The organism is Actinomadura sp. NPDC049753 (genome assembly GCF_040674655.1).
Lineage (GTDB): Bacteria > Actinomycetota > Actinomycetes > Streptosporangiales > Streptosporangiaceae > Spirillospora > Spirillospora verrucosospora.
In genome coordinates this window covers 5,365-19,123 of sequence record NZ_JBFARL010000056.1, presented here as the reverse complement: position 1 = coordinate 19,123, position 13,759 = coordinate 5,365, and the positions used below count along the sequence as shown (strand labels likewise).

Annotated in this window: 10 protein-coding genes; 1 reads left to right on the top strand and 9 read right to left on the bottom strand. The window is 75.2% G+C overall.

What is annotated here, in order from left to right:
• Positions 1 to 16 precede the first annotated feature (16 nt).
• The 5 genes from AB0K37_RS17055 to AB0K37_RS17035 all read right to left on the bottom strand — a co-directional run bounded on the left by AB0K37_RS17055 (position 17) and on the right by AB0K37_RS17035 (position 8,445).
• A complete protein-coding gene (locus AB0K37_RS17055) occupies positions 17 to 325 on the bottom strand; it encodes a hypothetical protein (protein WP_363981434.1) in 309 nt (102 codons plus the stop codon).
• A gap of 57 nt (positions 326 to 382) precedes the next feature.
• Positions 383 to 1,162, bottom strand: coding sequence for a methyltransferase domain-containing protein (locus tag AB0K37_RS17050; protein ID WP_363981431.1), 780 nt, complete (start codon positions 1,160 to 1,162; stop codon positions 383 to 385).
• Positions 1,163 to 1,235: 73 nt separating this feature from the next.
• Positions 1,236 to 4,682 (bottom strand): ATP-dependent DNA helicase, encoded by a 3,447-nt coding sequence (locus tag AB0K37_RS17045; protein ID WP_363981428.1) that lies wholly within the window; start codon positions 4,680 to 4,682, stop codon positions 1,236 to 1,238.
• A 23-nt stretch (positions 4,683 to 4,705) separates the two neighbouring features.
• Positions 4,706 to 7,819 (bottom strand): ATP-dependent DNA helicase, encoded by a 3,114-nt coding sequence (locus AB0K37_RS17040; RefSeq protein WP_363981425.1) that lies wholly within the window; start codon positions 7,817 to 7,819, stop codon positions 4,706 to 4,708.
• A gap of 185 nt (positions 7,820 to 8,004) precedes the next feature.
• Positions 8,005 to 8,445 (bottom strand): heme-binding protein, encoded by a 441-nt coding sequence (locus AB0K37_RS17035; RefSeq protein ID WP_363981422.1) that lies wholly within the window; start codon positions 8,443 to 8,445, stop codon positions 8,005 to 8,007.
• Between the two features lie 173 nt (positions 8,446 to 8,618).
• Between AB0K37_RS17035 and AB0K37_RS17030 the strand changes: the two genes are divergently transcribed.
• Positions 8,619 to 10,340 (top strand): helix-turn-helix domain-containing protein, encoded by a 1,722-nt coding sequence (locus tag AB0K37_RS17030; RefSeq protein WP_363981419.1) that lies wholly within the window; start codon positions 8,619 to 8,621, stop codon positions 10,338 to 10,340.
• Here AB0K37_RS17030 and AB0K37_RS17025 read toward each other — a convergent pair whose 3' ends face one another.
• From AB0K37_RS17025 to AB0K37_RS17010, 4 genes are read right to left on the bottom strand one after another with little or no spacing between them, the layout of a single operon-like run.
• A complete protein-coding gene (locus AB0K37_RS17025) occupies positions 10,341 to 11,699 on the bottom strand; it encodes an MFS transporter (RefSeq protein WP_363981416.1) in 1,359 nt (452 codons plus the stop codon). It abuts the gene before it with no gap.
• Positions 11,686 to 12,048 (bottom strand): Rieske 2Fe-2S domain-containing protein, encoded by a 363-nt coding sequence (locus AB0K37_RS17020; RefSeq protein ID WP_363981413.1) that lies wholly within the window; start codon positions 12,046 to 12,048, stop codon positions 11,686 to 11,688. The genes AB0K37_RS17025 and AB0K37_RS17020 overlap by 14 nt, the downstream gene beginning before the upstream one ends.
• Before the next feature lie 10 nt (positions 12,049 to 12,058).
• Positions 12,059 to 13,276 (bottom strand): FAD-dependent oxidoreductase, encoded by a 1,218-nt coding sequence (locus AB0K37_RS17015; protein WP_363981410.1) that lies wholly within the window; start codon positions 13,274 to 13,276, stop codon positions 12,059 to 12,061.
• Entirely contained in the window at positions 13,273 to 13,620 is a 348-nt protein-coding gene (locus AB0K37_RS17010; RefSeq protein WP_345184525.1) for a Rieske 2Fe-2S domain-containing protein, read from the bottom strand. The genes AB0K37_RS17015 and AB0K37_RS17010 overlap by 4 nt, the downstream gene beginning before the upstream one ends.
• Positions 13,621 to 13,759: the final 139 nt, after the last annotated feature.

Here is a 13,759-nt window from a genome sequence, read left to right as displayed (position 1 = left end):
TGCCCCGTCCCGAGGGTCAGGCGGCGCCGGCGCTCCGCTTGGCGGCCATGCAGATGCGGGCGAGGTCGTTGAGGGCGTCGGCGCGGCGCTCGTCCAGCGTTCGGCGGTCACCCGGCCCGGCCTCGGCGAGGGTGTCGATGACCAGGGAGAACACCGGCCATTCGGCGGGCCCGATGGCGCCCTGGAAGTCGACGCCGTCCTCCAGGTCGTCCAGGTCGAGGTTGCGGGCGAAGGTGGCGAGGGCGGCCTCGGCCGCGACCACGCCGATGCGCATCGCCAGCGCGGCCGGCTCGCGGTCGAGAGCACGCACGGTGCTAGAACCCATGTTCGACAACATAGACCACACGCGTCACACGCGTCGAAAGTTTGCTCGAAAAAACGTCTACCCGGCGATGGCCTGCTGGAAGAGGTAGGAGTGCGTGAAGTGCAGGACGCCGTCGACCATGCTCGGGCGCATGCCGGTCGCGGGCCCGCCCGCCAGCTCCTCCCGCAGCTCCCGCCTGATCTGCTCCGCGGTGTCGGACGGGGTGTGCGAGAACTCCAGCCACGGGTCCAGCGGGCGGGTGTGGTCGAACCGGTCGGCGCGCTTGACCTCCGCGCCCGCCGCCGCCACGAGCTCGGCGATCCGCGCCTCGGTGAGGGCCTCCCCGTGCGAGGGGTCGCGGAGGCGCTCGATGCGGTCGGGGTCGCCGTCCAGCCCCTCGGGCCGGACCAGGTCGGCGATGATCAGCGCGGCGCCGGGGCGGCTGACCCGGGCCATCTCCCGCACGACGGCCTCCGGGTCGGCGACCTGGTGCAGCGAGAAGCGGGTGACGACGAGGGTGAACGACCGGTCGAGGTAGGGCAGGGCGGTGGCGTCGCCGCGCGCGAAGGTGACGTTGGTGAGGCCCGCGTGGTCGGCGTCGCGCTTGCCCTCGGCGAGCATCGCGGGCGTGAGGTCCAGCGCCGTCACGTGCCGGACGCGGCGGGCGATCGCGCGGGACACCATCCCGGTCCCCGCGGCGACCTCCAGCACCACGTCCTCCAGGTCGAGCTCGGGGTCCATGAACCGGACGAGCCGGTCCAGATGGCGGGTGAAGGCCGCGTTCAGCCTCGGGTCGGAGAACCCGGCCGCCTGCTTGGAGAACTCCCGTACCACCTTCTCGTCATGGGTCACCGACACGTCGCCTCCTCGGATGGTTGCCCGGATCATCCCCGAAACCACGCACGGTGAACAGGGGGCGGCGGCGAAACCCTCAGGCGGCGGGAACGCCGTCCAGCAGCGCCGCGAGCCCGGAGGCGTCGAGCAGGTCCGCGGGACGGACGGTGACCTCGGCGGAGACGTAGTGGAACGCGGCGCTGACCCGCGCGACGTCCACCCCGGCGAGCTCGGCCCACGCCAGCCGGTACGCGGCGAGCTGCACGGCGGCGAACCGGGCCTCGTCCCCGCGCGGCGGGGAGCCGGTCTTCCAGTCGACGACCTCGTACCCGCCGTCCCGGGACCGGAACACGGCGTCCATCCGGCCCCGGACCAGCCGGTCGCCGATGACGGTCTCGAACGGCACCTCGATGTCGAGCGGCTCGCGCGCCGCCCACTCCGACCGCTCGAAGCGCTCGCGCAGCGTCGCCAGATGCGCGTCGTCGGCGGCGCCCTCGTCGGCGGCGCCGGGCAGCTCGTCGGGGTCGAGGAGGCGCTGCTGCCCCCAGCGGCCCTCCAGCCAGGCGTGGAACGCCGTGCCGCGCCGCGCGTAGGGGGCGGGCGGGCGCGGCATGGGACGGCGGATCTGCCGCGCGAGCGCCGCCGGGTCGCGGGCCAGCGACACCAGCGACGACACCGACAGGTGCGCGGGAAGCTCGACGAGCAGGCCGTCGCCCCCGCGCCCCCGGTCGCGCTCGGCGAGCAGCAGCTCGACGTCGCGCGCCCACGCCGTCATGCGCCCCCGGTCGGCGTCGGACAGGCCGGCGTCCCCGGCCCAGTGGCGGGTGCGCCCGGCGATCTCGTCCTCGACCATGCGGGCCGCCTCCACGACCGCCTCGTAGCGCGCCCGCGCCGACAGGTCGGAGCGGCCCCGCTCCCCCGGCGCGACGGGCCACTGCGCCTCCTCCGGGTCGGCGAGCAGCGGGTTGGCGGCGCCCTCCTCCGGCGGGTCGGCCCACACGGCGACGGACCCGGCCCCGGCGAGGCACACCGCCCGCACCTCCTCCAGGAACGGCGACGGGCCGAGCGGCCGCCCCGAGGACCCCCACCAGTAGCCGGTCGTGATCAGCAGGCTGGACGCGCGGGTGACCGCGACGTACGCGAGCCGCCGCTCCTCCCGCAGGTCGCGCTCGGAGCACGCCTGGTCGAAGGCGGAGAGGTCGTCCTTCTCCAGCCCGGTCAGCGCGGGCAGGTCGGCCCGGTCGCCGCGCAGCATGAACGGCAGGACGCGCGGGTTCGCCGTCCAGCGGGTGGCGTTCTGCGGCGGCGAAGGGAAGATCGACCCCTTGGCGGGGGATCCGTTCTTCTGCGGCGTATAGGCCAGGCCGGGGACGACGACGACCGGCCATTCCAGGCCCTTGGAGGCGTGCACGGTGAGGAGCTTGACGCTGTCGGTCTCGCCGACCCGCCCGGCCTCCAGCCCGAACTCCTCGGTCTCGGCGGCCTTGAGGTAGGCGAGGAACGCGCCGAGCGTCGGGTCTTCGGCGTCGCCCGCGAACGTGGCGGCGGCGTCGATGAAGGCGTCGAGGTCGGCGCGGGCGGTGACGGGGTCGAGCCCGGACCGCGCCGCGACCTCGATGTCGAGGCCGAGCGCGCGCTCGACCTCGTTGACCAGGTCGGGAAGCGGCAGCCCGACCTGGCCGCGCAGGACGCGCAGCTCGTCGCGGAGGCGGCGCAGGCGCCCGTACCCCTCGGGCGAGAACGCGTCGGGCGGGCCGAGGTCGTCGAGCGCGTCGACGAGGCTGCCGGTCTCCTGGTTCAACTCGCTGACAAGCTGCCGCAGGGGATCGTCCCCGGCGTCTCCCTCGGCCCCCTCACCGGGCGCGATGTCGGAGGCGGGCGTCATGCCGGACGCGGAGTCGGCCTCTTCGCGGGGCGCGGCGCCGGGCGCGGGGCCGGGGTCCTCCCCGGGTGCGGCGGCGGGTTCGGGACGGGTGATGTCGCGGGCCGCCTCCTGGGCCAGGGCGCGGGCCCGGCGGCCGAGGGCGACGAGGTCGCGGGGGCCGAGGCGCCAGCGCGGGCCGGTGAGCAGCCGGGCGAGGGACGCGCCGGCGGTCGGGTCGTGCATGACGCGCAGCGTGGCGACGACGTCCTGCACCTCCGGGACGGTGAGCAGGCCGCCGAGCCCGACCACCTCGACCGGGATCCCGCGCGCCTCCAGGGCTCGCCTGATCAGCGGGAACTGGGACCGCTTCCGGGCGAGGACGGCGACGTCGGAGTAGCGGAGCGGCTCGGCCTGGGGGCCGCCGTCCGGGGCGGTCTCGGGGTCGGCGGCCATGAGCCCGGCGATGCGCGCGGCGATGCGGTCGGCCTCGTCCTCGACGGTGGGGAAGAGCGCGCATTCGACGCGGCCGCGCCCCTCGCGCCCGGCGCCGGGGATGAGGCGGGGCACGGCCTTCGTCTCGGCGCGCAGCTCCTCCTGCACCCTGGCCGCCGCCTCCAGGATCTGCTCGCCGTTGCGGAACGAGCGGCTGAGCTGGACGACCGGCGCCGCCACGGGACGTCCGCCGGGGGCCGCCGCCGGCTGCGAGGGGAAGTCGTAGGCGAACCGCAGCAGGTTCCCGGCGCTCGCGCCGCGCCACCCGTAGATGGACTGGCACGGGTCGCCGACGGCCGTCACGGGGTGCCCGCCCGCGAACAGCGACTTGAGCAGGACGAGCTGCGCCTGGCTGGTGTCCTGGTACTCGTCGAGCAGGACGACGGAGAACCGGGACCGCTCGATCATCCCGACCTCGGGATGCCTGGAGGCGATGCGGGCGGCCAGGGCCATCTGGTCGCCGTGGTCGATGACCTCCCGGTCGGCCTTCGCGCGCCCGTACGCCTCGACGAGCGGCATGAGCTGCTCGCGGACGGCGTGCTTGGCGAGGATGTCGCGCTGCGCCTTGAGCGGCTTCTTCACCGCGGCGAGCCGCTCGTCGAGCCACGCGCCGACCTTGCGGACGTCCTCGGCCGTGCGCAGGTGCTCCGACAGGTCGCCCGAGAGCTCCATGACGGCCTTGGTGACGGTGTCGGGCTGCCAGTCGATCTGGTCCATGGGGCCGTGGTAGGCGTCCACCGCCCGGGAGCAGATCTGCCAGGCGACGGCCGGGGAGATCAGCCGCATCGTGGGTTCGAGGGCCTCGCGCAGGGCGTGGTCGCCGAAGAGCCGCGCCGCGTACGAGTGGTACGTGGACACCATCGGCTCGCCGTCGAACAGGGCCTCCCCGCCCAGCCGCTCCAGCTCGTCGCCCGGCAGGACCTCGCGGAGCCTGTCGAGCCGCTTGCGCACGCGCACGCCGAGCTCGGCGGCGGCCTTGCGGGTGAAGGTGAGCCCGAGGACGCGCTCCGGCCGGACGAAGCCGTTCGCGACCAGCCACACCACCCGGGCGGCCATCGTCTCGCTCTTGCCCGACCCGGCGCCGGCTATCACCGCCATCGGCGCCATCGGCGCCTCGATCACCCGGGCCTGCTCCTCCGTCGGCGCCGGGATCTCCAGCAGCCGGGCCAGCTCTCCCGGCGTGATCACCTCGCTCCCCCCGAGCTAGTCAGTCACTCACCCACCTGCCCGCCTTCGTCATGGACGGGGCAGCAGGAGCGTACGGGACAGGTGCGACACTTGTCGTTCGCCCTGGCCTGGAAGACGTCGCCGGCCATCCCCGTGGCGACGATCTCGACGAGTCTCTTCGGCCACTCGGGGTCGGCGTCCTCGGCCGGCGGGGGCTGCTCCTGCTCGCGCGCCTTCGCCGTGAACGCGGCCTTGCCGACCTGGATCAGCTTCGCGCCGCCCGGCTCGATCAGCCCGTGCCGCTCGAACGCGCCGAGCATCACCGCGTACTGGTACACGCCGAGCTGGGGGTGCCGGGCCAGGTCGTCCTTCGGGACGGCGGTGGAGGAGGTCTTGATGTCGATGATGACCGCGCGGCCCTGATCGTCGCGTTCCGCGCGGTCGATGCGGCCCTTGATGACGACGCGGCCGAGGTCGACCTTGAACGACTCCTCCAGCGCGACGACCTCGTTGGGGTTGTCGCGGTGCCAGGCGAGGAACTTGTCGACCATCCTCGCGGCCTGCTCGCGCTGCTTCTCCGAGTACCAGGAGCTGCGGAACTCCAGGTCCTTCCAGATCTCGTCGAGCCGCTGGGCGACGTGGACCTCGTCGACGCCGTCGTCCGCGCCCGCCATCTCGGCGACGGCGTGGACGACCTTGCCCATGGTGCTGTACTCGTTGGGCCCGCCCTCCTGGGCGCCGACCGCCGAGGCGAGCAGCCAGCGCAGCCCGCACGTGGTGAACGCCTCGACCTGGGACGGCGAGATCGTGATGGGCTCGTCCTCGGCGAACGCGGGCCCGCCGTCGGACAGCGCGGTGATCGCGTACCAGTTCTCCGGCCGCGCGCCGCGCACGCCCGCGCGCGCCAGGCGGGCCAGGTGCCCGGCCGCCGCGCGCCGCAGCGGTTCCGGCCGGGACGGGTCGCCGGCGACGGAACGCAGGTCGGCCACCAGCGCCGACAGCGACAGCCAGCGGGTCTTCTCGTCGAGCTGCGACTGCTCGATCGCGCCGGGGAGCAGCTCGTTCAGGAAGCGGGACGGCCGCTCCTCGGTGTCGTCGCCGCCGACGGCCGTCACCACGAGCCGCCTGCGCGCCCGCGTGACCGCCACGTAGAACAGGCGCCGCTCCTCGTCGAGCATCTTGGCCGCCATCGAGGCGCCGGCGGCGGCGTCCCCGTCGGGCTCGGCCCCGGCCGCGTGCTCGATCAGCTCCTCGACGCCGAGCAGCGACCCGCGCAGCCGGACGTCGGGCCACACGCCCTCCTGGACGCCGGCGACGACGACCACGTCCCACTCCAGGCCCTTGGAGCGGTGCGCGGTGAGGATCCGTACCGCCTCGCCCTCGGGCGCCTGCTCGGCCAGCGTGTCACCGGCGATCTCCTGGGACGCGATGTTGTCGACGAACAGCTCGGGCCCCGCCTGGGGAAGCCGGTCCACGAACCGCGCGGCATGGTCGAACAGCGCCACCACGGCGTCGAGGTCGCGGTCGGCCGCCGCGCCGCGCGTCCCGCCCTTGACGCTCTGCTCCAGCAGCACGTCGGCCTGGCCGCTCTCCTGCCAGACGGCCCACAGCACGTCCTCGGCGGTGCCGCCGTCGTGCACGCTCCGCCGCGCCACCTCGATCAGGTTCGCGATCCGCTCCGCCGGAGCGCGGACCCTCTCGTGGACCAGCACCAGCTCGCGGGGGTCGTTCACCGCCGCGACCAGGAGCTCGCCCAGTGGGCGCTGCCCCCCCGACAGCTCCTCCAGATCGCGCAGAGCGCGCTTGAGGCGGCGCATGGCGAGCGCGTCGGCGCCGCCCAGCGGACCGGTCAGGAGGTCCTCGGCAACGACCTCGTCCAGGTAGCCCTTCTTCAGCGCCGCCCGCAGCAGGACGAGGAACGGGCGGACGGCGGGCTCCCCCACCAGCGGCACCTCGTCACCGGCGACCACCACGGGCACCCCGGCCTGGGCGAGCGCCCGCCGCAGCACCGGGACCTGCCGCACGGCGCTGCGCACCAGGACCGCCATCCGCGACCACGGCACCCCGTCGAGGAGGTGGGCGCGGCGCAGCTCGTCGGCCACCAGCGCGGACTCCTGGCTCTCGGAGTCGGCGATGACCGCGCGCACCTCGCCCTCGTCCAGTTCCTCCACCGGCCGCAGCGCGCGGTGCTCGGCGGCGCCCGCCGACCCGGCGGGCAGCCGCCGCGCGATGCGGCGCGAGGCGGTGAGGATCTCGGGCCCCATCCGGCGGCACGTCCGCAGCGCCACCACGGGCGCCGGGTCGCCGCCCAGGGTGCGGAAGCGGTCCGGGAACTCCTGGATGCCGCGCACGTCGGCGCCCCGGAACCCGTAGATCGACTGGTCCGGGTCGCCGACCACGACCAGGTCGCGCCCCTCGCCCGCGAGATGGTGCAGGAGGGCCTCCTGCGCGGGGTCGGTGTCCTGGTACTCGTCCACGAACACGGCGTCGTAGGCGTCGCGCTCCCGGATCCGCACCTCCTCGTCCGCGAGCATGCCCGCGGCCATGTGGATCAGCTCGCCGTAGTCGTAGGTGGGGACGGGGTCGAGCAGGAACCGGTCGACGTACCGCTCCATGAACCCGCCGACGGCGGCCCAGTCGTCGCGGCCCCGCACGCGTCCGAGAGCGGCGAGGTCTTCCGCGGCGTACTGCCGCTCGACCGCGCGCAGGGCGAAGTCGCGCAGCTCCTCGGCGAACCCCCGCGTCGCCAGCGCGGCCCTCAGCCGCTCCGGCCAGTCACGGGCGCCGTCCGCGAGCTCGCCCTCCAGCAGCCGCCGCACCTCCAGCAGCTGCTCCGGCCCGGACAGCAGCCGGGGCGCCGGCTCCTCGTTCAGCACGGCGTCCCGCCGGATCAGCGCGTACGCGTAGCTGTGGAAGGTGAGCGCGAGGGGCGTCCGCGTGGTCCGGTGCAGGCGGCCGGTGATGCGCTCCCGCAGCTCCCCCGCCGCCTTGCGGCTGAACGTCAGGACGAGCACGCGCTCGGGGTCGACGCCGCGGTTCTCGATGCGGTCGACGACCGCCTCGACGATCGTCGTCGTCTTCCCGGTGCCCGGCCCCGCCAGCACGAGCATCGGCCCGCCGGCATGCTCGACCACCCGCCGCTGCTGCTCGTCGAGCACGGGCGGGACGCTCCGCGCGGGACCCGCGCGTCGCACGAGACGGTAGGAAGCAGACGGCACAACAGTTCATTGGAACAGATCACCGGGACCGTTCTGACCACAACGCACGCATGTCGCCAGAGAGAAAAACCACCACCCGCCCCGGTCCTCGTTCGCATCGGCCGCAGCAGCGGAGGCAGGGCCGCCTACACCGCGATCTTCTCCTCGAAGGCTTTGAGGGCGGCGGCGCCTACGGCCTTGTCCTGTTCGCCGTTGCCGCCGCTGACGCCCACGGCGCCGACGACCTCGCCCTCGTGGACGATGGGGAACCCGCCCACGAAGATGGCGAACTTGCCGGGGTGCATCTGGTTGATGCCGAAGGCCTCGTTGCCCGGGAGGGCGGGGCCGTCGGGCGGCTCGTTGAACTTGTGGGTGTCGCGCTGGTGGCCGGCGGCGGTGAACGCCTTGGCGATGGCGATGTCCACGCCGGTGAGGCGGGCGCCCGTCATGCGGTGGACCGCGATCGGGTGCGCGCCGTCGTCGGCGATGCAGATCGTCTGCTTGACGCCGATGCGGCGCGCCTCCTCCTCGGCGGCGGCGAGCATGACGAGGGCGTCTTCCAGGGTGAGCCGGTGAACGGTGTGCACGGGGCCTCCAGAGGGGTATTGCCCTATTCAGGTCGGTAAAGCAGGATGTGAGGGACGGTTTCTCCAGGTCACGCCGTCCGCCACGTACCTCTTCCCACCCCGTCAGTCTCGAAGGACCGCGTCCATCGGGGCTATGTACACTTCGCCGAACGAACCCGACGGGATGTGGGCACATGGCACATCACCCTGCGATCGTCACGACCGCCGGCGGGCATCTGCCCGTCGGGGCGCTGCTGGCAGAGCCGCTGCTGCGCGGGACGCTCGTCGCCGGACGGGCGGGGCTGGAGCGCGGCGTCGGCTGGTGCCTCCCGCTCTCGGAGACCCGCCGCTGCGCCGGCGACCCCGACCGCGACCTCGCCGGGGTCGCCGTGCATCTGCCGGTGACGGCGGTGGCCGCGCCGGAGGAGGCGGCGGCCGTGGTGGGCGACCTCGTCCGGCGGGACGCCGCCGCGCTGCTGGCGTGGCGGCCGCCCGGGGTCGACTCCGACCTCGACGCGGCGGCGCGGGCCGCCGAGGCCGCGGGCGTCCCGCTGCTGGCGCTTCCCGCGGAGGCCGACTACCGGGCGGTGAGCCGGCTCGTCGGGCAGAAGGCGCTGGCGCAGTCCGCCCACATCCTGGAGTACGGGTCGCGGGTGCACCGCACGCTCGCGGAGGTCCTCGCGCGCGGCCCGGGGGTGCCCGCCATGGCCCGCGCGGTGGTCGGGCTGTCGCGCTGCGGCGTCCTCATCTGCGACGCCGACGGCGAGCGCCTCGCCTGGGAGGAGGCGCCGGACGCCGCGCCGATCGACCCGGACGCGCTGCTGGCCGCGCTGCCCGAGGAACCCGGGCCGGACGCGCACGCCGCCGAGACGCGGTTGCGGCCCGACCCGGACGGCCCTCCCGTGCACGTGATCGTCATGCCCGTCCTGGTGGGCGGCGAGGCGTTCGGCCGGATGGTGATGGTGGAGCGGGCGTGCCCGCCCGACCCGCACGACCTGGCGCAGCACCGCGTGGTCGCCGAGCACGGCGCGACGCTGATCGGGTCGGAGATGCTGCGGCAGCGGTCGGTGCGGGCGGCCGAGGAGCGGGCGCGCGGGGACTTCGTGGAGGCGCTCGTGCACGGCCGGTTCGCCGACTCCCACGAGCTGGGCGCGCGGGCCCGCCACCACGGGTTCGACGTGGACGGGCACTTCGCCGTGCACGTGGTGGCGGCGGCGTCGCTGCTGCCCGTCGGCCGCGACTACCTGCGCCGGACGGTGTCGGCGACGCGGACGGCGCAGAACCTCGAACCCGGCGGGTGCGCGCTGACCGCCGCGATCAGCTCGACGATCGTGGTGATCCAGCAGGTCCCGGAGCGGCCGGATCCGAACGGGCAGCGGGCGGACGCCGCCCGGTTCGCCGAGCGGCTGCACCGGGCGCTGCGCCCGCACCTCGGCGACGACCTGCGGGTCGCGCACGGCCGCCCGGGGCAGGGCGCCGCCGGGGTCGCGTCCGGGTACCACGAGGCGCGGCTGACGATGGGCCTCGCGTGGCACACCGCCGCCGAGCCCGTCTGCGGCTACGACGACCTGCGGGTGTTCGCCGCGCTGAAGGACGTGGCGCGCAGCGCGGAGGCCAAGTCGTTCGCCCGCGAGACCCTGGCGCCGCTGCGCCGCGCGAACGGCGGCGACCTGGAGCGGATCGTGCTCGCCTACATCAGGACGTCGGGGAACCTGAACGCGGCGGCGCGCGACCTCGGCCTGCACCGCAACACGATGCTCTACAAGCTCGACCGGGCGTCCCGCGCGCTGCGCATGGACATCCGCTCCGCGGACGCGCAGTTCATGTTCTGGCTGGCGCACCACATCGACACGCTGACGACGGTCACCGGCGCCCTCGACGAGGAGATGGCCCCGCCGGCCGCCGCGCCCGGCTGATCAGGCGGGATCGGGGCCGGCGAAGGACGCCAGCAGCCCGAGCGCGGCGGTCGCGGCGCAGACCGCGAACATGACGCCGAAGGCGGGGGCCCGGTCCAGCACGGCCCCGACCCACGCGGCGCCGAGGGCGGAGCCGCCGAAGCGCAGCAGGTTGAACAGGCCGAGGCCGGCGCCGCGGCGGCCGGCGTCCGAGCGGGTGGCGCCGGTCGCGGCGGGCGTCTGGACGAACGCGACGCCCGCGCCGGTCAGGGCGAGCGCGGCGAGCAGCCACGGGACCGTCCCGGACGCGGCGAGGACTGCGGCGACGAGGACCTGCCCCGCGATGAGGATGAGCAGGCCGCCGCGCAGCACGGCGCGTGGCGACAGCCGTTCCATGAGGACGCCCGTGACCGGCCCCAGCACCGACATCACGACCGGGAGGCTCAGCAGGACGGCCCCCGCGTAGAGAGTGCCGGCCTGCCGCTGGGTGGTCAGGTAGACGGGGACGGCGAGCAGCGTGGCGCCCAGGCAGAACATCTGCGCGAGGACGCTGAGGCAGGAGCGCAGGTAGCGGGTCTCCAACAGTAGCCGCGGCGGCAGGAACGCGTCGGGCCGCCCGCGCGAGGTCGCGGCGTAGGCGGCGGCGGTGAGGAGGCCGGCGAGCACGCCGCCCCAGAGGAGGGGCGAGGTCGCGCCGAGGGTCGCGGCGGAGGAGGTGGCGCCGAGGCCGAGCCCGGCGGCGAGGGTGAGCAGGGCCGCGCCGCGCCGGTCGAGCGGAACGCGCCGGGGCCGCCCCGCCGGGACGAACCGGACGGCCAGCGCCGCGGCGGCGGCGCACAGCGGCACGACCGGCCAGAACACGGCGTGCCAGCCGAACCAGGTGGCCAGGCCGCCGCCGAGCGTGGGCCCGGCGGCCTGGCCGACGCCGTTGGCGGCCGCCCACAGCCCGAGGGCGCGGCCGCGGCGCCCGCCGCCGAACAGCGAGGCGATCAGCGCCATGACGGCGGGCAGCATCGCGGCGGTCGCGACGCCCTGCACCGCGCGCATCGCGACCAGGGAGGCCAGGTCGCCGGCGAGCCCGGCGCCCGCCGAGCCGATCCCGAGCAGCAGCATCGCGGCGAGGAACACCCGGCGGGGGCCGCAGCGGTCGCCGAGCCACCCCGACAGCGGCAGCAGCACGGCGAACGGGAGCGTGAACCCGACGACGACCAGGGTGCCGGAGGAGATCGAGGCGTCCAGGTCGCGCAGGATCAGCGTGAGCGGGACGTTGACGATCGTGTTGGCGACGGTGCCGGTGAACGTGCCGAGCAGCAGCGGGACGAGCGCCGGCCACGGCCCGCGCCCCGTGCCGCGCCCGTCCGCCGGGTCAGGCTCGGCCAACGGGCCGCCGCCGTCGGGGCCCGCCGTTCGCGGCGTCCTCCGGGGGGACGTGCACGAGGATCTCCCCGTCCTCCTCCTTCACCGGGTACACCTTGATCGGCTTGGTGGCGGGCGGGGTGATCGGCTCGCCGGACCCGAAGTCGAAGACGCTGCCGTGGCACGAGCACAGCAGCCCGTCCTCGGTCACCCGCCCGGACGACAGAAGGCAGTCCAGGTGGGTGCAGTAGTTCGACATGGCGTGCACCTCGCCGTCCCAGCGGGCGACGGCGACCTCCGCCTCGCCCACGAAGAAGCGGCGGACGACGCCCTCGGGCACCTGCCCCGAGCGGGCCACGCGCTGGTATTCCATCGGTCGCTCCCTAGCTGAGTGTGTCGAGCAGGTCGGTCAGGTCGGCGTCCTCGTCGCGCAGGGCCCCGGCGTCCAGGACGGCCCCGCGGGCGATGAGCTGCCGGGCGACCGCGAGGTCCCCACCGCGGTCCACGGTGAACGCGGCGCGCAGCACGCCGTCCGCGAGGTAGAACGCGATGAAGTCGAAGTCCTCGACGCGGCCCCGGACGACGAGCCGGTCCGTGCCCTCGCCGTGGCCCGCGTGCTGGACGGCGTGGCCGAACTGGTCGGACCAGAACCAGGGCGGCGCCGTGTGCGCCGAGGCGCCGCCGAGGATGTTCTTGGCCGCCGCCATGCCCTGCGCGTTGGCGTTGTCGAAGTGCTCGGCGCGGATGTGCCGCCCGAGGAGCGGCTGCCACTGGCAGGCCACGTCGCCCGCGGCGTAGACGCCGTCCACGCCGGTGCGGCAGTACTCGTCGACCGCGATGCCGCCGGGGGTCTCGATCCCGGCGCCGGTGACGGGCTCGACGTTCGGGACCATCCCGGCGCCGACGACCACCACGTCCGCCTCCAGGGCCGTCCCGCCGCTGGTGGTGACGACGGCGCCGGACGCGGTCTCCTCGTACCGCTCGACCTTCTCGCCGGTGCGCAGGTCGACGCCGTTCGTGCGGAGCATCGCCGCCATCACGTCGCCCATGGGCTCGCCGACGACGTGCCCGAGCGGCCGCCCGGCCCGCTCCACGACCGTGACGTGCGCGCCGCGGTCGAGCGCGGTGGAGGCGACCTCGCAGCCGATGAATCCGGCGCCGACCACCACGACCCGCGCGCCCGGCCGCAGCTCGGCGCGGAGCCGGTCGGCGTCGGCGACGGTGCGCAGGTGGCGGACGCGCTCGCCCTCGACGCCGGGCAGCCGCCGGGGGCGCCCGCCGGTCGCGACGAGCAGGGCGTCGCCCCGCAGCGCGGTGCCGTCCGCCAGTTCCAGGGCCCGCTCGGCGGGACGGATCGCGGCGGCCGCGACGCCGAGCCGCAGTTCCACGTCGTTGGCCTCGCACCATTCGGGGGTGAGCAGGCACAGCTCGTCGCGCTCCTGCTCCCCCGCCAGGTACTCCTTCGACAGCGGCGGGCGCTGGTAGGGGGCCTCGTGCTCGGCGCCGACGAGCGTGACGCGGCCGTCGAAGCCGCGGCGGCGCAGCGTGCGGGCGGCGACCGCGGCCGTCTGCCCCGCCCCCGCCACCAGGACGTTTCTCATGAGGGGTGCTCCTCCGACAGGATCCTCGGCCGCGGGTCGACGTAGACGTCGTCGCCGTCGACGCGCACGGCATGGCTCGGCTGGCATTCGTCCCGGCCCTCGATCTCGCCGGTCTCCGGGTCGAACACCCACTGGTGCCCGGGGCAGATCACCCGTCCGTTCAGGACGGCTCCCTTGGACAGCGACCGCTGCTTGTGGACGCACACGTCGTCCAGCGCGTAGACGTCGCCGCCGACCAGGAAGAGCGCGATCCGCCGTCCCCCGACGGTCACGGCGAGGCGCCTGCGCCGGCGCACCTCGGCGAGCGCGGCGGCCCGCACCCACTCGCCCGTCTGCTGCTCCACGGTCGTCCTCCCTGCTGGATGGCCGGCGGCGGGGGGGGGGGCCGGCCCCCCCCCCCCCCCGCAGGGGGGAGATCCGCCGCCCCCGCCGGGGGGAACGAGGTTGGTTTAGTTGGCCGGGGGGTGGGGGAAACCCAAACCC